We start from the raw sequence: 19792 nt of genomic DNA, 5'->3' as shown, positions 1-19792 counted from the left end.
GGGGCCGGCGAACGGGCCGCCCCGGACGGGGACGTTCCCTGAATTGCCGACGCTGCCGACGTCTGCATGGACGGCCGGGCTACCACCACCCGCATCACGCCGGAACGGCGCCGCGCTGAATCGAGATCGGGCACGGCATCTTCTCGTCGGTAAACGGGCAACCGCGACCGGCCGTAGACGCCCGACTTTGCGCCACGCCCCGCTCGCTAGCCGTTCTGTTTGACGGGCAGCCGGAATCGATCGCATGTGATCCCGCGCGTCCCTGGATCGACGCGGCTCGCGGCGGGGCTGTCGCAGATCACGAGCAGCTCGCGCGCGCCGTCGATCCCCTCCAGCAACACCAACCCCTCGGGGTGATCGTCTCCGCGACCGAACGGGAGGTCGATGATCCGATCCGGTTTGTGCCGACGAACCACCGTGTTGTCCTGCGGCGGATCGCCGAGCCAATCCGTCCAGCGATAGACGGCGCATGGCCCGTCGAGGCCGGTCGTCGGTCCGGCAAGGATCAAGAGATCCGCCCCATCGCGCTTCAGGTCGCGAATACCCAGTCCGTCCAGCTCGAGAAGTCGTTTGTGGAGCGGGCCGGTGATCTTCAGGCGACCCGAAGCTTTCGCGACGATCTCCACTTCCAGCAGCACGGCATAGGTCTGGATCACCGGCCCACGCATGCCGATCGCCACCCTGTTGCCCGCGACGGCGATCCCCTCCAGATCGACGCCCCCTTCCTTTGCTGCGATCCGGGTGAATGGCTTCAGGAGCGGGCTATCGTTCATCATCCGCGCCAGCCGGTTACCGTGCTTGGTCTGGCGCACCATGCCCGCGCGGCGATCTCCGTTGGTTCGGACGGGCCGCATCGTGTCGGCCGCGTCCGGGTCCGGCGCCAGCGGCACCCGCGCGAGCAGACAGCGGGGACGGGTATCTTTCAGTGTCGCGAATACGGACAGGTCGATCCGGTCGTCGCCCGCTTTCCCGACCTTCGGCCGCGTTCGCGCATGCGATCCCAGCACCCAGAGCCAGCCATCATCTTCGGCCAAGCCTTCGATATCGGCCTCTCCGGATGCATCGAGATCCAGGATGGCGTCGAGCGGAAAGCGCCGATGATCCACCCATGCTGCCGGGTCGCGACTCAATCGTTCAAGACAGACACCCTCGTCGCTACCAAGAAACAGGGTGTTGCCGTGTCGAGCGGCGGCCGACAGGTCGAGTGTCGGATCGTCCGCGCCCGCGCAGTCCGCATTCAGCACCAAGAGTTCGGTGCCTGCCAGTGTCGTGGTGGAAGCCCATGGGGAGTGAAGAGCGGAGGATCTCGGCATCTACGGCTTTCTTTCGCGATGAGTGAGCGGGCGCTGCTGCCTTATGGCCTGAATTTTTCCCCCAGAGGAGATGAGCCAAGATCCATTTGTAGCCCAATTTGTTTGAAAGCGATGCGTGCACTGCTGCGCGGCGAAGACGAGGAGCGTTGGCGCACGTTACAGTCTGACCACGCCATCCCTGTCGATTGATGACGATCAATCATCGAATGATGCGGAATTAACAAGCCAGCATCAAAGGTTTAACGACTCCCGGATACGATGGCTTCTCCTCCACGCGGAACAGACCACGCATGAAAAACCTTCGAATCGGCAAGAAGCTGACCTTGTGCTTCTCGATCTTGTTCGCAGCGATTCTCGCGCTGGGCGGACTTGCGCTTTACAATCAGGGCCGATTGAGCGGCATCGCCACCGAACTCGGCGTCGAACGTCGTCTCAAGCTGGAAGCTACGGCCGCCATGAAGACAGCACTGTCGGATCATCGCATCGGCGAAGCAAACCACATTCTGTCCGCCGATGCGGCGAATATGCAGCTGGCGGAGGCCGTCATAAAGACGCAGCGCGCCTTCATCGCCCAGAAGGTCGCGTACCTTGAACCTCGCCTCAACAAGGCGACGACACGCGCCGCCTTCGAAAGGTTCAAGCCGCTCTGGGCCGATTACCTGCTGAAGTCGGACGCGATGCTCGCCCATTCGCGGCTGGACCAGAACGAACAGGCGCTGGCCGGCTTCCGCGCCAATAAAGCGGTGTTCCACCGTGTTGCCGTCGAGGCGAGCGCGATGCAAGAGGCGCAGTCGGACATCATGAACGGCGTCGTCGCCGATGCACAGGCGTTGCACGGTTGGAGCCGCAACCTGATGCTGGCGATGATCGTCTGCGTGGGCGCTCTGGTAGCCATCATGCTTAGTGCGCTGATCCGGGGCATCGCTCAGCCGCTGCGCGCCATGTCCGGGGCGCTGGGTCAGCTCGCGGCCGGGCGAATGGACGTACAGGTGCCCGTCGACCAGCGCGCAGATGAGGTCGGCGATCTCGCCACCGCTATGATGGGGCTGCGCAACCAGCTGGCGACTGCCGAGCAGGCGAAGCAGGAGCAGACCAGCCTGATCGTCGGCAGCATCGGCAACGGCCTTGATGCGCTGGCGCGCGGAGACCTGACGGCACGTGTCGATGCCGATCTGACGGGGGCATTCGCCAAGCTTAAAACAGACTTCAACAACGCCATGGCGGCGGTTTCCACTGCGATGGGCGCGGTGTCGGTCAGCGCGCTTGGTATCACCAACGGCGCGGGCGACATCCGCCAGGCGTCGGACGACCTGTCGCGCCGCACGGAACAGCAGGCCGCCTCGCTGGAAGAAACAGCCGCGGCGATGGATGAGATTACCTCGACGGTGAAGCAGACGGCCGAGAGCGCCGGGCGCACGAACATGATGGTCGGCGAGACCCGTCGCGATGCGGAGCAGTCGGGCGGGGTGGTGCAGAAAGCGATGGACGCCATGAGCGGCATCGAGCGTTCGTCCAACGAGATCAGCGAGATTATCGCGGTGATCGACGGTATCGCCTTTCAGACCAACCTGTTGGCGCTGAACGCCGGCGTCGAGGCGGCCCGCGCCGGCGACGCGGGCAAGGGGTTCGCCGTCGTCGCCTCCGAGGTGCGCGCGCTGGCGCAGCGCTCGGCGGATGCGGCCAAGGACGTAAAGACGCGCATCACTGCATCGTCTGAGCAGGTCCACCTCGGGGTCGAACTGGTGAGCGAAACCGGGAAGTCGCTCACCCGTATCATCGCACGTATCGCCGAGATCAACGAGTTGGTATCGGGGATCGCCAGCGCCGCAGAGCAGCAGGCAGTCGGACTGCATCAGGTGAACACTGCGGTCTCGGAAATGGACGGCGTGACCCAGCAGAACGCCGCCATGGTCGAGGAAGCGACGGCGGCGGCGCGCAGCCTGTCCGAGGAAGCCGATACGCTCGCAAGTGAGGTCGCCCGCTTCACGCTCGCGCAGGGTTCGGGCCGCGCACCGGCTCCTGCCGCGTCACCGGTCCACAAGCTGCAGGCACGCGCCGCGCACGCCGGTCGCCGCATCGCTGCCACTGCCGCGCGCCCTGCCGTAACGCACGCGACCGAGGGAAATGCCGCAGTCGCCGTGGATGACTGGTCGTCTTTCTGACGTGGGTAATCGAGCGGGAGACGACGACATGAGCGGCCAACAACTGATCACGTTCCAGCTCGGCGAGCAGTGCCTGGGCGTGGATATCATGGCGATCCGCGAAATTCGCGCATGGACGCCGTCGACTCCGCTGCCGGGGGTGCCGGCCTATATGAAAGGCGTCGTCAACCTGCGTGGCGTGGTGCTGCCGGTTCTCGACCTGCGCTACCGTCTAGGCTGGGGCAGCACCGAGCCGACCGCCCGCCACGTCATCATCGTCGTCCAGGTGGGTGCGCAACAACGCGGCTTGATCGTCGATGCCGTCAACGACATCGTCACGATCGACCATGCGGACGTCCAGCCGGTTCCGGAGGGAAGTAGCGAGCGATCGGGCTTTATCACCGGGTTGACCAATCAGGGCGACAACATGGTGCTCATGCTGTCGCTCGACGCGATCGGCGGCCCGGCGGAAATGCGCGAAGCGGCCTGACCGCCTGGCGCGGCCATCAGCAGGTGAGGCCACGATACGGGAGGAGCAAAGACCCCGGTTCGGCGTTTGATGAAGCGAGACGACACATCCGGCTGGTCCGCAGAGGATAATGATATGCCGAAGAGTCCCTTTATCGACGATCCTCGCGACGTGATGCGGCAGCAGATCGCGCTTGCCGTCGCTTCACCGATCGAGGCGATACGGGCCATTCACCTCCGGGCTGCGGAGCATCACGCCGAGATCGCCAGAGCAAGCAAGCTGGAGCTGAACGCATCCTTCGCCAAACGACCGGCTCCGAGTTCATGATCGCGCACGGGGTGCAAGGGTGATCGAACGGTTCCGTCATTCAATTTCGGCGGAACAGGAGCGCATACGGGCATCATCGCGCTGACTTCCGGTCGATGCAGTAGCGCCAGACATCATGAAAAAGGTGCCCAGCCGCCCGCGCGAGCGGCGGGCACCGCCGACCTATGCCGCTTCGGGCTTCGCCGCAGGTCGGCGTCGCGACGCCCAGGCGGTTATCGCGGGCAGCACCAATAGCGTCAGGATGGTCGAGGTGATGAGCCCGCCGATCACGACCGTAGCGAGTGGACGCTGAACCTCTGCCCCGGTGCCGGTGGCCAGCGCCATCGGCACGAAGCCAAGGCTGGCGACGAGCGCGGTCATCAGCACCGGGCGGACGCGTTCCATCGCCCCGCCGATGATCGCCTGATCCTCGTCGTCGCCGTCCTCGCGGTGCTTGCGGATCGCACTCATCATGACGAGACCGTTGAGCACGGCCACGCCCGAGAGCGCGATGAAGCCGACCGCAGCGGTGATCGAGAACGGGATGCCGCGGAGCAGCAGCGCGAACACGCCGCCGGCCAGTGCCATCGGCACTGCCGAGAACACGATCGCAGCCGGCACGAACCCGCCAAGGGCCATGAACAACAGCGCGTAGATCGCGATGAAGCAGATCGGCACGACGATCAGCAAGCGAGTTCTCGCCGATTGCAGGCTTTCGAACGTACCACCCCAACCGGTGTACATCCCGGGCGGCAGATCGAGCGCCCCGATGCTGGCTTTCGCTTCCTTGACGAAGCCGCCCATGTCGCGGCCCCGCACGTTGACCTGCACGACCACCATGCGCTTGCCATTCTCTCGGCTGATCTGGTTCAGCCCCTGCGTGTAGCTGAACCGCGCCACCTCGCGCAGCGGGATCGACCTGGCGGTCTGCCCCTCTGCTGCGGGGAGTATCACCGGGATCGCGCCCAGCGTCTCCAGATCGTCGCGTTGCGCATCCGGCAGACGGACCACCACCGCAAACCGCCGGTCGCCCTCGAACAACAGCCCGGCTTCTCGCCCGCCAAGTGCCGCCGATACGGTGTTCGCGATCTCCTCCACCGACAGGCCGTATCGACCGGCAGCCTGCCGATCGATCTTCACGTCGAAGGTCGGGGCACCGGATGTCTGCTCGGCGTTGACGTCGCCGGCACCGGGGATTGATCGCAGCACGCCAGCGATGCGTTTCGCCTGTATGCTCATGGCGTCCAGATCGTCGCCGTATAGCTTCACCGCAACGTCGGCGCGAACGCCTGCGATCAGCTCGTTGAAGCGCATCTGGATTGGCTGCTGGATTTCCGTGCGGTTCCCGATCAGCGGCTTCATCCTCGCCTCGATACGGCGCAGGATGTCGTCCTTGGACTTCACCGCCGCCGGCCATTCGCTTTCCGGCTTCGGAATGACATAGGTGTCCGATGCGTTGGGAGGCATCGGGTCGGTGCCGAGGTCGGCATTGCCGTTCTTGGAGAAGACCAGCGCCACCTCCGGCAGCGTTTTCAGCGCATTCTCGATCTGAAGCTGCATCTGCGTCGATTGATCGATCGAGGCGGACGGCACGCGGAAGTTGGTGACGGTGATATCTTTCTCGTCGAGCTGCGGCATGAATTCCTGGCCCAACGTTCCGACACCCAGCACCGCCGCGACGAGCACCGCTACACCACCTAGAATGAATGGCATCGGCCGCGCCACCGCCTTGCCGAGCATCGGTGCGTAGCGATCCTTGAACCAGCGGATCGGCTTGACTTCCGTTTCGCTGACACGGGCCGTGATGCACAGCGCGATCATCGCCGGGACGAACGTGATCGAAAGGACGAAGGCGGAAGCAAGCGCCACCATCAGCGTGATCGCCATGGGCGCGAAGGTCTTGCCCTCTACACCCTGAAAGGTGAGCAGCGGAACGAAGACCAGAAAGATGATGAGCTGACCATACAAGGTCGGTCGAATCATCTCCCGTGCCGCCAGCGTCGTTTCTTCCATCCGCTCCGATCGGCTCAGCAGCCGCCCTTCATGCTCCTGCCGCTCGGCAAGGCGACGCAACGCATTTTCGACGATGATGACGGCGCCATCGACGATCAGTCCGAAGTCGAGTGCGCCGAGACTCATCAGATTGCCCGACACGCCCAGGCCGTTCATGCCCGCCGCGGTCATCAGCATCGTGATCGGGATCACCGTCGCCGTAATCAGGGCTGCGCGAATGTTGCCCAGCAGCAGGAACAGCACGGCGATGACGAGCAAGGCGCCCTCGATCAGGTTCTTTTCGACCGTGGCGATCGTCGCGTTGACCAGCTTCGAGCGATTGTAGACCGGTTCGGCGAAGACGTCGGGGGGGAGCGTGCGGTTGATCTGGGTGAGCTTGTCGGCCGCGGCGTTGGCCACGATCCGACTGTTCTCGCCGACCAGCATCAGCACGGTGGAAATCACCGCCTCCGCACCCATCCGGCTGCCCGAGCCGGTGCGGACGGCACCGCCGATCACGACGTCGCCGACATCCTTCACCCGGACCGGAACCCCGCCGCGGGTCGCGACAACCGCTTCCTGGATGTCGTCGATCGATCTCAGTCGCGCGTCGGCGCGGACCAGAAAGCTCTCGCCCGCGCGCCTGACGTAGTTCGAACCCGCCGACACGTTGGCGCGCTCCAGTGCGTCCGCCAGTTCCGTGATCGAAAGGCCATAGGTGGACAGGGCCGTCAGATTGGGTTCGACCAGATATTGTTTCACGTAGCCGCCGTTGGAATCGACCCCCGCGACCCCCTTCACGTTGCGCATCTGCGGCCGAATGATCCAGTCCTGCACCGTGCGCAGATAGGCTGCCTTGGCGAGCTCGTTGGTGAGCCGCTCGCCCTCCGGCGTCATGTAGCTGCCGTCCGACTGCCAGCCCGGCTTGCCGTCGACATGTTCGGCGCCGCCCCGGCCATCGGGATGACGGAAAGCGACCGAGTAGAAAAAGATCTCTCCGAGTCCGGTGCTGAGAGGCGCGAGGTTCGGCTGGATGCCAGAGGGGAGGCTGTCTTGCGCCTGCGCCAGCCGTTCGATGATCTGCGCCCGCGCGAAATAGATGTCGGTGGCATCGGTGAAGACGGCAGTGACCTGACTGAAGCCGTTGCGCGAAAACGATCGCGTCATCTCCAGCCCCGATATGCCGGCCAGGGCGGTCTCGATCGGAAAGGTCACCTGCTTCTCGATGTCGACCGGACCGAGAGTGGGAGCGAAGGTGCTGATCTGGACCTGGCGATTGGTGACGTCCGGAACCGCATCGATCGGCAGCCTGGTGATCTGCCAGGCACCGAAGCCGATGACGAGCAGGGTCAGGAACGCGACCAGCCAACGGTAGCGGACCGACAGCGACAGGATGCGGGCGATCATTCCGCGGCATCCTTCTCGATCTCGGCCTTCAGCAGGAAGGCGTTGGTGGTGGCGATCGGGGTGCCTGCGGCGAGGCCAGACACGATGGCGATCAGGCCGCCGGACCGATCGCCGACCTGGACCGGCCGGGCGCGGAAGCCGGTTCGTGTCCGCACGAACACGACGCTGCGATCACCCACCGTCTGCACCGCATCCTGCGGCACCATCACGCCGTCCTTGCGTGCACCGCCACTGGCGAAGATGCGTGCCTGCGCCGTCTGACCGGGCGCGAGGGGGCTGTCGCCCGGGGTGATGACGATGGTGGCTGCCCGGCTTTCGGTATCCACGACGCCGGTCGATGCTCGCACCCGGCCCTCGATCTTGCGACCGTCGCTGGTCGTCATTTCCACCCGGTCGCCGGGGCGCACCCGCGGCGCATCGGCCGCTGGAAGGCTGGCCGTGACCTGAACCCGACGGGGATCGGCGACGCGGAACAGCTCGGTCTCCGCTGCCACATACTGGCCGAGATTGGCCGGTGCCGCGGTGATGCGGCCGGTCACCTGGCTGACCACGGCCACCGAGCGACCGTCGGCGGCAAGTCGAACCGCACCGGCGGCAGCGCTGGCGCGTCGCGCGTCCGCCTGCGCGACGGCAAGGTTGGCCTGTGCCGCTTCATAGTCCGCCCGTGCGGAGACACCTTGCCCGACGAGTGAGCGTTCGCGCGCTGCCTGCCGGCTTGCCAGCGTGACACGTGCGGATGCCGCCGCACGGTCCGCAGCGATCTGCGATGCATCGCGGCTTTCGACCAGCGCCACCGTCTCGCCCCGTCGAACGGGGTCGCCGATGCGTTTAAGGATGCGGGTGACGGTTCCCGGAGCGCGCGCCGTCAGCACTGCCTCGGCATCGGGCGTCGTCTCGACGATGGCGGATGCCGGGATGGCGGCATCAAGTTCGCCGGCGGTCGCCGGCGCGGTCCCGATCTGCGACAGGGCGATACCCTGTTCCGAGATCGCGATCTCGTTCGTGAAGGCGTCCGCAGCAGGGGCTTGCGGCGCGGGAGATGCCGATGGCGTCGATTGGGTGAGGCGGGCGGCCCCGAAGCCCAGGGCTGCCGCCGCGGCAAGGCCAAGGGCTGCGCCGGCGTAAAGGCGATTCCGGTCGTTCATCGGACCACGTCTCCGGTGAGGGTCAGGCCCTGAACACGAGCCAGCGCGGCGCGCGCGTCCAGTCGGGCTGCCATAGCGTCGAGCACGACCCCACGGGCCACGCCAAGGCCGTGACGCGCAGCGAGAAGTTCGATGAGCGGCGACTTGCCGGCCTCATAGGCGATGCGCGCGAGGCGATAGGCTTCCTCGGCCGTTGTCATCGTCCTTGCCGCCGCGGCGGTGCGGGCGTCGGCGGCGGCGGCAAGGATGTGCGCTGCGTGCGCATTCGCCTGCGCCTCAATGCGGGCGGCAGCCGCTCGTGCCTCCGCTCCCCGCGCTTCGGCATCTGCTGCGGCGATGTTGCCCGTGTTACGATCGAACAGGTTGAGCGGCATGGAGATGCCCGCGACGACTGCCGTCGCATTGTCGAGTTCCAGCCGCCGGACGCCGAACTGGGCCGTCACATCGGGAATGGCTGCCTTGCGCTGCGCGGCGGCCCGTCGCGCGGCGGCATCGCGCTCCGCTTCCGCAGCACGAACCGCAATGCTGTGCAGGGGATCGGGCGGGCCGCTGGGCGGCTGCGTCGCCATGCGATCCAGCAGCGACTCCGACAGGCCGGTATAGGGCGTGACCGCTCCGGCCATCCCAGCGAGTCTCGCCAACGCTGCGGCGCGATCGGCGCTGGCGGTCTCCAGTTGGGACTGGAGCGTACTCAACTCCGTCTCGGCCTGTAGCTGGCGCAAGCGTGCCTCCTTACCGGCCGTCACCAGAGCACGGGCAACCTTGAGGTCGGCGGTCGCCTCCTCCACCTCGTCCTCAGCCAGACCGATCCGGCGGTCGGCAATGTCCGCCGCGGCGTAGGCGCGCGCCAGATCATAGGCGTAAGCCAGCCGGGCCTCCACGCTTCGGGCCATGGCGGCGACCACGCCGGCGTCGCCCGCCGAAACTCGGGCTGCTCGCTTCCCGCCGATTTCGATCGGCTGGTTGACCTGCAACGTCGTCTCGGTGCGTCCGAAGCCCCCGTAAGGTGAGCTGCCGGCGAAGTTTTCGCCATAGACGCTGATGGTCGGGTTGGGTCGGGCGGCCGCCTGCTGCGCCAGTCCTTCGGCCCGATCGACATCGGCGTCGAGCGCGGCCAGTCGCGGCGATGATGCGCTCTCCCGAAGAAGCTGCGCAAAAGGCGGCGCCCTGCCGTCGGGCGTGGTCTGCCCCCAGGCGGCGCTGGCGAGCAGAACGCCTGCAAGCCCGCCGAACAGCGCGCGAGTGCGCTGCCGGCATGATGTGCCGTTCATGTGTGTCGATCCTCGTCACGATTGATCCGCCGCGGCTGGCGCCGCGCAGCTGCGATCAGGCGCGCGGGGGCCTCAGGATCGAGCCGGGATCGAGGCCGGACAGCATGGCAGTCAAGCATTCGGGCCAGCGCTGGCCGCCCGACGTCAGCCGGGGAAGCGGCGTCGTGGAGGAAGGCATCGCCAACCCATGACCGGCGGAATGAGCTGCGACATGGATCAGGCTGTCGGCATCGTCGTCGAACCCGGCGTCATGAACCTGCACCATGTGAAGCGAGGCATCGTCGTGCACGATCGAACCGTGCCAAGTGGAGAGCGCGATCAGCCCGAGCACCGCGATGAGCGCGAACAAGGCGCCGATCACCGATGCCGATACACGACGCCATGCGGTCACGTGAGGCAGCCGGTGCTGCGCGACGTGACGCGGCGAAGGGTGGCAGGCATCACCTTGCCACAACCTGATGCCGGGCCGCGGCGCGCCCCAGCCAGATCATGCGAGGGCCGACACGAGCGGTTGCGAGGCGACCAGCGCGCCGAATCCGGAAAAGGGCTCCGCCGTTTCGCACGCGACCGCAATGCTGACGCCGGAGCTTCTCGCCTCGATTGCGAGGTAAACCATCACCGCACCTCCACGGTCAGATGGGCTATCTCATGGACGGGCGTCAGACGCTGGCGGACGGTGGCGTCTGTAACGCCGCACACGCTCACGATCGCTGCATGGGCTTCCGGTCCCACCCGCCAGACGTGCAAGTCGTTGATGCGCGCGTCGCCGGGACCTTCCAATAACTCCCGGATTTCCTTTGTGACATGGGGATCGGTTCGGTCGAGCAGCACCGCCGCCGTGTCGCGGATCAGCGTCCAGGACCAACGGGTAATGACGACGGCACCCACGATCCCCATCGCCGGGTCCATCCACACCCACCCCAGGTACCTGCCCGCCAGCAACGCCGCGACCGCCAGAACCGACGTCAGCGCGTCCGCCAGCACGTGGACGTAGGCGGAGCGCAGGTTGTTGTCGCCGGCATGGCTGTGGGCATGACCATGCGGATGGTCGCGACCATGATGATGGTGATGGTGGCCGCCGGAAAGCAGCAACGCGCTGGCGAGGTTCACGGCGAGGCCGATGACGGCGATGATCGTCGCCTCGCCGAATGCCACGGCTGACGGGTGGAACAGGCGCAGCAAGGATTCGACCGCGATGCCGAGCGCGACCAAACCCAACACCATCGCCGAGGCGAATCCCGCGAGGTCGCCGACCTTCCCCGTACCGAAGCTGAAGGCGGGGTCCGATGCGTGCCGCCTCGCATAGGCGTATGCTCCCGCCGCGACGCCGAGCGCACCGGCATGGGTCGCCATGTGGAAGCCGTCGGCAAGCAGGGCCATCGAGCCGGTGACGTAGCCCGCGAGAACCTCGCCGGCCATCATCAGGGCCGTCAGCACCACGACCCGACGCGTGCGCCGGGCGTTCTCGTCATGAGCAGCGCCCAGGAAGACATGATCGTGGGCCAGCAGTTCGGTTCGGTGCCCATCTGAAGACCCTATTTCGCGTAGCGGCGAATGGCCGCGACAAGAGCGTCGGCGCCTTCGCGGCGTTCGGTGGGGGTCAGGGCATCGTCTGCGACGTGCGCATGCACATGCATCTCGATCAACTCATCCATCAACCCGCCCACCGCGCCGCGTACCGCCGCCGTCAGATGCAATGTCTTCGCGCAATCGGCATCGTCCAGCAGACCACGTTCAATCGCCTGCAGTTGACCGACGATGCGGTGGATTCGCTTGATCAGCGGATCCCTGTCCGCGGCTAGATGAGACATACCATACCCCCTTACCCTACCGGCGGGGTGCGATCAATCTGTACGAAGTGAAGCGATGTGGAACAGGGGAGGGCTTGATCGCCGAACATCATGTCGCCGGTCTTCGCGACCTCGCTGTCGCCCCATGCCAGCCAGCCGATTGGCGCGGACCCATGACGATCGACGGCGGGAATCCAGCGATCGCTCCTGCATATGAGATTGAGCACGCGCCCCGGCCCGTCGACCAGGCTCAGTGTCGCCGGATCGTCCCCGGCGAACGCGAGGGCATCATGCCGGCGCAAGCTGCTGCGACAACCGCGAACGGTTAGTTCGATCATGATCGGGTCGAGCACCAGCAGGAGGCGCGCATTACCCGGGAGCACCGAAAAGGGTGCCGATCGCTCCAGCATCGCCACGCTGATCCGGCGCTCACGCGACGGATCGGACCAGAGCAGCCGCGTCGATCCGCATCCGTTCGCCCACGGCACCTCAGGCGAATCTGCGTACCGGACGATAGACGGGGTCACAATATACCCGGCAGATCGAGGCTCCTTTCGCGTGCGCAGTCCAGCGCGAGCGGATAGCCCGCATCGGCGTGGCGCATGACGCCGGTGGCCGGGTCGTTCCACAACACGCGCTCCAGCCGCCGTGCGGCGGCGGCCGTGCCGTCGGCGACGATCACCATTCCGGAATGTTGGGAGTAACCCATGCCGACGCCACCGCCATGATGCAGCGACACCCAGGTCGCGCCGCTCGCGGTGTTCAGCAGCGCATTCAGCAATGGCCAGTCGCTCACCGCATCCGATCCGTCGCGCATCGCTTCGGTCTCGCGATTGGGCGAGGCGACGGAGCCGCTGTCGAGATGGTCGCGGCCGATCACGACCGGCGCCTTCAATTCGCCACGTGCCACCATGTCGTTGAACGCGAGACCCAAACGATGGCGATCGCCGAGTCCCACCCAGCATATCCGCGCCGGCAGGCCCTGGAACCGGATCTTCTCACGCGCCATGTCGAGCCAACGATGGAGGGCAGGGTTGTCGGGCAGCAGTTCCTTCACCTTTGCGTCGGTCCTGTAGATGTCCTCCGGATCGCCGGACAGGGCGACCCAGCGGAACGGGCCGATTCCGCGGCAGAAGAGCGGGCGGATGTAGGCCGGGACGAACCCCGGGAAGGCGAAGGCGTCGGTCACGCCCGCGTCCTTCGCGACCTGACGAATGTTGTTGCCGTAGTCGACCGTCGGCACGCCTGCCGCCTGGAAATCGAGCATCGCCTTGACGTGGCGCGCCATCGACGCCTTGGCCGCCGCAGCCACCCCGGCCGGATCCTGTTCGCGGCTGGCCACCCAGCGCTCGACGCTCCAGCCGGCGGGAAGGTAGCCGTTGACCGGATCATGCGCGCTGGTCTGGTCCGTCAGCAGATCGGGCCGCACGCCACGGGCGAACATCTCGGGCAGAAGCTCGGCGGCGTTGCCGAGTAGGCCCACGGAAACCGGCGTCGTCGCGCTGGTCACGATGTCCAGCGCCTCTTCGAGGCTATCGGTGGCGCGGTCGAGATAGCCGGTGCGCAGCCGCATTTCGATCCGGCTCTGCTGGCATTCGATCGCAAGGCACGACGCGCCCGCCATCACCGCGGCGAGCGGCTGCGCCCCCCCCATTCCGCCAAGGCCGGCGGTCAGCAGCCACCGTCCGGACAAATCGCCACCGTAATGCTGGCGCCCCATCTCGACGAATGTCTCGTACGTTCCCTGCACGATGCCCTGCGTGCCGATGTAGATCCACGATCCCGCAGTCATCTGGCCGTACATTGCCAGACCCTTGCGATCGAGTTCGTCGAAATGTTCCCAGTTCGCCCATTTCGGCACAAGGTTCGAATTGGCGATCAGCACGCGCGGTGCATCGGGATGCGTGCGAAATACGCCGACTGGCTTGCCCGATTGCACCAGCAGCGTCTGGTCGTCGGCTAGCGCACGCAATGCCGTGACGATGCGGTCATAGCTTTCCCAGTCGCGCGCCGCGCGGCCGATGCCTCCATAGACGACGAGCTCTTCCGGACGCTCGGCGACGTCGGGGTGAAGATTGTTCATCAGCATCCGCAGGGGCGCTTCGGTCAGCCAGCTTTTCGCGGTCAGCGTCGTTCCGGTGGCGGCGCCGATGACACGGTTGGGATCGATGCGGATCATCGGGCGAACTCCAGACATACGGACAGGATCGGGCTCAGCGTTTCGCGCAACGAGACGGCATAGGCGGGATCGAAGACGGGCGGCCACGTGGCCGGGGTCACGTCGCCCACCGGCTCGCGAAGATAGGCGCGGATGGCCGTCTCCATCTGGATCGCGTGGACACCGGCATCTGGGCGGCCATAGTGGCGCGTGGTCCAGCCGCCACGAAACCGGCCATCTACGATGTAGCTGCGGCCTGAACTCGCCGTGACTTCCGCCACCGCATCGCGGAGCGCGGGAGCGCAGGTGGCGCCGTTGTTGGTGCCGATGTTCAGTTCGGGCAGATTGCCCTCGAACAAGCGCGGTATCCGGCTGCGAATCGAATGGCAGTCGTAGACGACGACGTGGTCGTGGCGCTTGCGCAGCCGCGCGATCTCGCCAGCCAGCGCCGCATGGTAAGGATCGAAATAGAGCGTCCGGCGTCGCGCGATCTCGTCCGCGTGAGGCGGAGCGTCTCCGTATAGCGGATCGCCGTCGAATGTGGTCGTCGGGCAAAGCTCCGTCGTCGCCTCCCCCGGGTAGAGCGACACGCCGGAGGGATCGCGGTTCACATCGATGACACTGCGCGAGATGTCGGTCGCCACGATCGTCGCATTGGCCAACTCCGCATACAGATCGGCGATATGCCAATCCGTGTCGCGGCGAGCCAGCCAGTCCGATCGAAAACCGCCGGTCGGCAGCGCCGTTCCGCCATGTGGCATGGCAAGGATCAACGGCGTGTCGGCCCGCGTGACATGCAACCAGTCAGCAGTCATGCGGCCAGCCCGGGCAGCGCGCCGACTTCCGTCAACAGCGCGCCCTCGACCACCAGTGCCGTGGCCACCGCCATGTCGGGGGCCATGTGGCGGTCGTCGAGCAGCGTCGACACCTGCGCGCGGAGCAGCGCTCGAACGCGCTCCACGGGTGCGCTCGACGTGAGCGGCGCGTGGAAGTCACATCCTTGCGTAGCCGCAAGCAGTTCGATGCCGATCACCGCGTCGACGTTGGCAGCCATCGCGATCAAACGGCGCGCGCCGTGCGCTGCCATCGATACGTGGTCCTCCTGATTGGCGGACGTAGGGATGGAATCGACCGAGGCGGGGAAGGCGCGCTGCTTGTTTTCGCTGACCAGCGCGGCGGCGGTTACCTGCGGGATCATGAAACCGGAGTTGAGGCCCGGCCTGGGCGTCAGGAACGCCGGCAGCCCCGAGAGCGCCGGGTCCACCAGCATCGCGATACGGCGTTCCGACAGGCTGCCGATTTCGCACAGCGCCATTGCGATCATGTCGGCGGCGAAGGCGACCGGCTCGGCGTGGAAGTTGCCGCCTGAAAGAGCCTCGTCGGTTTCCGGGAAGATCAGTGGATTGTCGCTGACCCCGTTCGCCTCCGTGACGAGCGTCGCGGCAGCCTGGCGGAGGAGGTCGAGGATCGCGCCCATCACCTGGGGCTGGCAGCGCAAGCAATAAGGGTCCTGCACGCGGACGTCGTTCTCGCGGTGCGACGCGCGGATCGCCGACCCCGCCATCATCGCGCGCAGGGCATCGGCAGTATCGATCTGCCCGCGATGACCGCGAAGCGCGTGGATGCGTGGATCGAACGGTGCATCGGAGCCCTTCGCGGCCTCTGTCGATACGATGCCGGTGACAAGCGCTGATCGATACAGCCGCTCTGCCTCGAACAGACCGGCCAAGGCATAGGCGGTGCTGAACTGCGTGCCGTTGAGCAGCGCGAGTCCCTCCTTCGGGCCCAGCACCAGCGGTGCGAGACCGGCATCTTCCAGCGCCCGCATGGACGGAACCGCATTGCCGTCGACGATCATCTCGCCCACGCCGATCATCGCAGCCGTCATGTGGGCGAGGGGAGCGAGGTCGCCACTTGCCCCGACCGAGCCCTGCGCCGGAACCACCGGCGTCAGGCCGCGCGCCAGCATCGCCTCGATCAGCGCGATGGTCGCCGGCTGCACGCCGGATGCGCCCTGTGCAAGGCTGGCGAGTTTCAGCGCCATCATCAGTCGGGCGACCGGCACCGGCATCGCTTCGCCCACCCCCGCCGCATGGCTGAGCACGATGTTGCGCTGGAGGGTGGCGAGGTCGGACGCGTCGATGCGAACGCTCGCCAGTTTTCCAAAACCGGTGTTGATGCCGTAGACCGGCTCACCACGTGCGACGATCCGCGCGACCGCCGCGACGCTGGCAGCGATCCCGGACGCGCAGGCCGGATCGAGCCGGGGAGCCGCGCCGCGATAGATGGCCAGCCACTGGTCATACGCGATGGTGCCGGGATGGAGGATCATCGACCGTTCCTGATGCGGGAGTGGAGAGGGTTGAAGCCGATCCGGTAAACCAGCTCGGCGAGGTCCAGGACGTCCCAGATGGCGAGGTCGCACGCCTTGCCGGCCTCCAGCGTGCCGATCTCGGGGCGGAGGCCGAGCGCGCGGGCGGCGTTTACGGTCAGGCCGCGCAGGGCTTCCTCGACGGTCAGGCGAAAGAAGGTCGCGGCCATGTTCATCACCAGCAGCGGCGAGGTCAGCGGTGACGTGCCGGGGTTGCAGTCGGTCGCCAGCGCGATCGGGACGCCGGCAGCGCGCAAGGCCGCGATCGGTGGCATTTGCGTCTCGCGCATGAAGTAAAAGGCACCGGGCAGCAGCACCGCGATCGTTCCGGCCGCCGCCATCGCCGCCACATCGGCATCGGTCGCGTGCTCGAGATGGTCGGCCGACAAGGCGCTGTGACGCGCTGCCAGCGTCGCCCCGCCAAGCGCCGACAGTTGCTCGGCGTGCAGCTTCACCGGCAGCCCTGCGGCGCGCGCCGCGGCGAGGACGCGATCAACTTGCGCGGGAAGGAAGCCGATCCCCTCGCAGAAGGCGTCCACGGCGTCGACCAGGCCGGTCGAAGCGAGGGCAGGGATCTGCGCACAGACGCTGTCGATATAGCCGTCGGCATCGTCGGCATATTCGGGGGGCAGCGCGTGCGCGCCGAGGAACGTCGTCGCGACACGCATGTCTCGTATGTGCGAGAGACGACGCGCCGCCCGCAGCATCTTGGCCTCGTGATCGACGGTCAAGCCATAGCCTGACTTGATCTCGACCGTGGTGACACCTTCCCGGATCAGCGCATCGAGCCGCGGTAAGGTCTCCGCGACCAACCCATCCTCGCTCGCGTCGCGCGTCGCGCGCATCGTCGAGACGATTCCACCACCCGCCCGGGCGATTTCTTCGTAGCTGGCGCCGGCCAGCCGCGCGGCGAACTCGCCCGCCCTGTTGCCGGCGTGGACGAGATGCGTGTGGCAGTCGATCAGTCCCGGGGTGATCCAGCGTCCGTCGCAATCGACATCGTCCGCTGCGACCAGTGACGGGGCGTCCGCAGCCGGCCCTGCATAAGCGATCCGGCCCGCCGTTGCGGCGATCACGCCATGCTCGACAATGCCAAGCCCGTCGCCCATCATCGTCGCCAGCCGTGCATTTCGCCAGATGGTATCGCAGCGCATGTGATGGCCCCCGCTATTTGTATATACAAATACACGGACCGGTTTTACTGTCCAGTCCTGTTGGAGGGACGGATGCAGACGATCTGGTTCAGACAGGCCTTGCTGCCCGGAGGCTGGGCAAAGGACGTTCGGCTCTCGATCGTAGATGGTCGCTTCGCAAGCGTCCTCGCGGGCACCGTCCCGGCGGCCGACGAACCACGATATGCCACGGCGCTTCCCGGCCTGCCCAATCTCCACAGCCACAGCTTCCAGCGATTGATGGCGGGGCTGACGGAGTCGCGGAGCGGCCCGGCGCATGATGATTTCTGGAGCTGGCGCGAGCTGATGTACCGTCTGGTCGGGACGCTGACGCCCGACGACGTCGCCGCGATCGCTGCCATGGCATTCGTCGAGATGCTGGAGGCGGGTTTCACGCGCGTCGGTGAGTTCCACTACCTCCACCATCAACCGTCCGGACGAACCTATGACGATCCGGCGGAGATGGCAGCGGCGATCGCTGCCGCGGCTGCGCAGACGGGGATCGCACTGACGCTGTTACCGGTCTTTTATGCACATGCCGGTTTCGGCGCTCTCGCGCCCAGTGTTGGTCAGCGCCGCTTCGTGAACAGCATCGACGATTTCGCGGCTTTGGTGGACGCAAGCCGCCACACCGTCGCCTGCCTGCTGGATGCCGTCGTCGGGATCGCGCCGCACTCCTTGCGAGCGGTAACGCCCGCCCAATTGTCGGTGCTGGAAGCCATGGCACCGTCGGAGCCGATCCACATCCATGTCGCCGAGCAGGTCAAGGAGGTTGCCGATTGTGTGGCATGGTCCGGCCAGCGCCCGGTTGCATGGTTGATGGATCACGCATCGGTCGATGGACGCTGGTGTCTGGTGCACGCCACGCATATCGATCCGGACGAGCAGAGGGCCATCATCGCCCGCGGTGCGATCGTCGGCCTTTGTCCCGTCACCGAGGCCAATCTGGGTGACGGCATCTTCCCGGCGGACGACTATTTCATGGCCGGCGGCCGCTTCGGCATCGGTAGTGATTCGAACGTACGCATCGACGCTGCCGAAGAGATGCGGTTGCTCGAATACGGCCAGCGATTGGTGAAGAAGCGACGTACCGTGCTTGCCCTGCCGGGGAGTTCGGTCGGACGGTCATTGATCGAAACGATGCTCGACGGTGGTGGCCGGGCCCTTGGCTGCACAGGTGCGCTCGTGGAGGGAGCGCCCGCTGATATCGTCGCTCTGTCGAAAGACATGGTCGGGTCGGGCGACCGCGTTCTGGACCGCTGGATATTCGCGGGTGGTGGGCCGACAGTGGAGGCGGTATGGCGCTCCGGACGGAAGGTCGTTGCGGACGGCCGTCATCACGATCGTGCCCGGATCGAGGCGCGCTTCGCGACCGTCATCGATCGATTGATATTCTGATCGACGATCGAGGCATTCGCATTATCGCTCGCCGCGGCGCTGCCGGTGATCCGGTGAGTGTCACCACGAGGGGCGGAACTGCCCTTCCAGTTGATGATCGTCGCCGGGATACCAGAAGCGGCCCATCGTGACGGGCACCGTATCGTTCCAGGTTCGGCGCTCGACCACCAGGCAAGCCTCCCCCGGTTCGATCGCCAGATGTGCGGCGACGGCCTCGGTCGCACCGCGCGCCGAAATGCGGTGCCGCGCGTCGGTCCACGGCACGTTGGCAAGCAGCCACGATCCCGGACTCACATTTTCGAGCGGTTGGCGGGTGATGCGTGGCGCAGCCTCGACATTGATGAGCCGTTCCTCAAGCTGGAAGGGGCGGCCATCGGATAGGTGAAGGCAGAGCATCCGCATCATCGGCACAGACGGTTCTGTCGGCAAGTCGGCGCGTTCGGGCGCGTCGTCCGTCAACATTTCGCACGACAGGAACCGGTAGCCGTACTGTCGCCCTTCCCGGCGTACGATATCGGCCGCATCCCAGATTTCCATGACAGGCCGTTCGCGCGCGCGCGACGTCACCACGGTGCCGGTTTTCGGACGGCGCTCGACCAATCCCTCCGACGCAAGGCTCTGGATCGCCTTGTTCACTGTCATTCGCGATGTGGCGTAATGGTCCGTCAGCGCCATCTCTGCGGGCACTCGCGTTCCTGCCGGCCAGTCTCCGGTCAAGATCGCCAGCGCCATCGAACGGCGAATCTGCAACCACATCGGCCCGTCACCATCGAGCGGCGGCACCCGAACCTGTTCGTCGACGACGGGCGCTGCCCGTGGGGTCGCCGCTTCAGCCCGCATCGGGATTCCGGATGAATGT

Annotated in this window: 17 protein-coding genes; 4 read left to right on the top strand and 13 right to left on the bottom strand. The window is 66.2% G+C overall.

Annotated features, from left to right (window positions below; all coding sequences use genetic code 11):
* Window positions 1-206: 206 nt before the first annotated feature.
* Window positions 207-1313, bottom strand: a complete 1107-nt coding sequence (locus ASE95_RS05805) for a DUF3616 domain-containing protein (protein WP_082449575.1) — start codon at window positions 1311-1313, stop codon at window positions 207-209.
* Between the two features lie 290 nt (window positions 1314-1603).
* On the opposite strand from ASE95_RS05805, the gene ASE95_RS05800 reads away from it, so the two are divergent.
* From ASE95_RS05800 to ASE95_RS05790, 3 genes are all read left to right on the top strand, one after another.
* On the top strand, window positions 1604-3475 hold the full coding sequence (locus tag ASE95_RS05800; protein ID WP_056632600.1) for a methyl-accepting chemotaxis protein: 1872 nt from the start codon (window positions 1604-1606) through the stop codon (window positions 3473-3475).
* On the top strand, window positions 3456-3944 hold the full coding sequence (locus tag ASE95_RS05795) for a chemotaxis protein CheW (protein ID WP_235528214.1): 489 nt from the start codon (window positions 3456-3458) through the stop codon (window positions 3942-3944). Before ASE95_RS05800 ends, ASE95_RS05795 begins: the two co-directional genes overlap by 20 nt.
* A gap of 114 nt (window positions 3945-4058) precedes the next feature.
* Window positions 4059-4250, top strand: a complete 192-nt coding sequence (locus ASE95_RS05790) for a hypothetical protein (protein ID WP_156347890.1) — start codon at window positions 4059-4061, stop codon at window positions 4248-4250.
* Between the two features lie 162 nt (window positions 4251-4412).
* Here the strand turns inward: ASE95_RS05790 and ASE95_RS05785 are convergent, their stop codons facing one another.
* The 11 genes from ASE95_RS05785 to hutI form a co-directional block, all read right to left on the bottom strand.
* A complete protein-coding gene (locus ASE95_RS05785) occupies window positions 4413-7628 on the bottom strand; it encodes an efflux RND transporter permease subunit (protein WP_056632590.1) in 3216 nt (1071 codons plus the stop codon).
* A complete protein-coding gene (locus tag ASE95_RS05780; RefSeq protein WP_056632587.1) occupies window positions 7625-8773 on the bottom strand; it encodes an efflux RND transporter periplasmic adaptor subunit in 1149 nt (382 codons plus the stop codon). Before ASE95_RS05780 ends, ASE95_RS05785 begins: the two co-directional genes overlap by 4 nt.
* Window positions 8770-10044 carry a TolC family protein gene (locus ASE95_RS05775; protein ID WP_056632583.1) on the bottom strand — a complete coding sequence of 425 codons (1275 nt, stop codon included), beginning with the start codon at window positions 10042-10044 and terminating at the stop codon, window positions 8770-8772. Before ASE95_RS05775 ends, ASE95_RS05780 begins: the two co-directional genes overlap by 4 nt.
* A 55-nt stretch (window positions 10045-10099) precedes the next feature.
* Window positions 10100-10435: a hypothetical protein gene (locus tag ASE95_RS05770; protein WP_056632579.1), complete on the bottom strand. Its 336-nt coding sequence runs from the start codon at window positions 10433-10435 to the stop codon at window positions 10100-10102.
* A 224-nt stretch (window positions 10436-10659) separates the two neighbouring features.
* Window positions 10660-11583 (bottom strand): CDF family Co(II)/Ni(II) efflux transporter DmeF, encoded by a 924-nt coding sequence (gene dmeF, locus ASE95_RS05765; RefSeq protein WP_443025433.1) that lies wholly within the window; start codon window positions 11581-11583, stop codon window positions 10660-10662.
* On the bottom strand, window positions 11580-11855 hold the full coding sequence (locus ASE95_RS05760) for a metal/formaldehyde-sensitive transcriptional repressor (RefSeq protein WP_056632574.1): 276 nt from the start codon (window positions 11853-11855) through the stop codon (window positions 11580-11582). The genes dmeF and ASE95_RS05760 overlap by 4 nt, the downstream gene beginning before the upstream one ends.
* An 11-nt stretch (window positions 11856-11866) precedes the next feature.
* The gene (locus ASE95_RS05755) at window positions 11867-12322 is read right to left on the bottom strand and encodes a HutD family protein (RefSeq protein ID WP_056632571.1); all 456 of its coding nucleotides are present in this window, start codon (window positions 12320-12322) and stop codon (window positions 11867-11869) included.
* A gap of 35 nt (window positions 12323-12357) precedes the next feature.
* Window positions 12358-14013 (bottom strand): urocanate hydratase, encoded by a 1656-nt coding sequence (gene hutU, locus ASE95_RS05750; RefSeq protein WP_056632568.1) that lies wholly within the window; start codon window positions 14011-14013, stop codon window positions 12358-12360.
* Window positions 14010-14807 (bottom strand): N-formylglutamate deformylase, encoded by a 798-nt coding sequence (gene hutG / locus ASE95_RS05745; RefSeq protein WP_056632566.1) that lies wholly within the window; start codon window positions 14805-14807, stop codon window positions 14010-14012. The genes hutU and hutG overlap by 4 nt, the downstream gene beginning before the upstream one ends.
* Window positions 14804-16324 (bottom strand): histidine ammonia-lyase, encoded by a 1521-nt coding sequence (gene hutH / locus ASE95_RS05740; RefSeq protein ID WP_056632562.1) that lies wholly within the window; start codon window positions 16322-16324, stop codon window positions 14804-14806. The genes hutG and hutH overlap by 4 nt, the downstream gene beginning before the upstream one ends.
* On the bottom strand, window positions 16321-17517 hold the full coding sequence (hutI, locus tag ASE95_RS05735; protein ID WP_056632559.1) for an imidazolonepropionase: 1197 nt from the start codon (window positions 17515-17517) through the stop codon (window positions 16321-16323). Before hutI ends, hutH begins: the two co-directional genes overlap by 4 nt.
* Before the next feature lie 72 nt (window positions 17518-17589).
* On the opposite strand from hutI, the gene ASE95_RS05730 reads away from it, so the two are divergent.
* The gene (locus ASE95_RS05730; protein ID WP_056632556.1) at window positions 17590-18933 is read left to right on the top strand and encodes a formimidoylglutamate deiminase; all 1344 of its coding nucleotides are present in this window, start codon (window positions 17590-17592) and stop codon (window positions 18931-18933) included.
* 60 nt (window positions 18934-18993) lie between these two features.
* Here ASE95_RS05730 and ASE95_RS05725 read toward each other — a convergent pair whose 3' ends face one another.
* Window positions 18994-19773 carry a UTRA domain-containing protein gene (locus ASE95_RS05725; RefSeq protein WP_200918744.1) on the bottom strand — a complete coding sequence of 260 codons (780 nt, stop codon included), beginning with the start codon at window positions 19771-19773 and terminating at the stop codon, window positions 18994-18996.
* Window positions 19774-19792: the final 19 nt, after the last annotated feature.

It is taken from the genome of Sphingomonas sp. Leaf231, assembly GCF_001421995.1.
GTDB lineage: Bacteria > Pseudomonadota > Alphaproteobacteria > Sphingomonadales > Sphingomonadaceae > Sphingomonas.
The sequence above is the reverse complement of the archived record's forward strand: the minus strand, read 5'-3'. Positions and strand labels throughout refer to the sequence as shown.

What these genes read in the sequence shown, in the direction of transcription:
- ASE95_RS05725 (WP_200918744.1), bottom strand. Translation starts at nt 19,773, where the DNA reads ATGCGGGCTGAAGCGGCGACCCCACGGGCAGCGCCCGTCGTCGACGAA.
- ASE95_RS05800 (WP_056632600.1), top strand. Translation starts at nt 1,604, where the DNA reads ATGAAAAACCTTCGAATCGGCAAGAAGCTGACCTTGTGCTTCTCGATC.
- ASE95_RS05785 (WP_056632590.1), bottom strand. Translation starts at nt 7,628, where the DNA reads ATGATCGCCCGCATCCTGTCGCTGTCGGTCCGCTACCGTTGGCTGGTC.
- hutH (WP_056632562.1), bottom strand. Translation starts at nt 16,324, where the DNA reads ATGATCCTCCATCCCGGCACCATCGCGTATGACCAGTGGCTGGCCATC.
- ASE95_RS05760 (WP_056632574.1), bottom strand. Translation starts at nt 11,855, where the DNA reads ATGTCTCATCTAGCCGCGGACAGGGATCCGCTGATCAAGCGAATCCAC.
- ASE95_RS05730 (WP_056632556.1), top strand. Translation starts at nt 17,590, where the DNA reads ATGCAGACGATCTGGTTCAGACAGGCCTTGCTGCCCGGAGGCTGGGCA.
- ASE95_RS05790 (WP_156347890.1), top strand. Translation starts at nt 4,059, where the DNA reads ATGCCGAAGAGTCCCTTTATCGACGATCCTCGCGACGTGATGCGGCAG.
- ASE95_RS05775 (WP_056632583.1), bottom strand. Translation starts at nt 10,044, where the DNA reads ATGAACGGCACATCATGCCGGCAGCGCACTCGCGCGCTGTTCGGCGGG.
- hutG (WP_056632566.1), bottom strand. Translation starts at nt 14,807, where the DNA reads ATGACTGCTGACTGGTTGCATGTCACGCGGGCCGACACGCCGTTGATC.
- ASE95_RS05805 (WP_082449575.1), bottom strand. Translation starts at nt 1,313, where the DNA reads ATGCCGAGATCCTCCGCTCTTCACTCCCCATGGGCTTCCACCACGACA.
- ASE95_RS05795 (WP_235528214.1), top strand. Translation starts at nt 3,456, where the DNA reads ATGACTGGTCGTCTTTCTGACGTGGGTAATCGAGCGGGAGACGACGAC.
- hutU (WP_056632568.1), bottom strand. Translation starts at nt 14,013, where the DNA reads ATGATCCGCATCGATCCCAACCGTGTCATCGGCGCCGCCACCGGAACG.
- ASE95_RS05780 (WP_056632587.1), bottom strand. Translation starts at nt 8,773, where the DNA reads ATGAACGACCGGAATCGCCTTTACGCCGGCGCAGCCCTTGGCCTTGCC.
- hutI (WP_056632559.1), bottom strand. Translation starts at nt 17,517, where the DNA reads ATGCGCTGCGATACCATCTGGCGAAATGCACGGCTGGCGACGATGATG.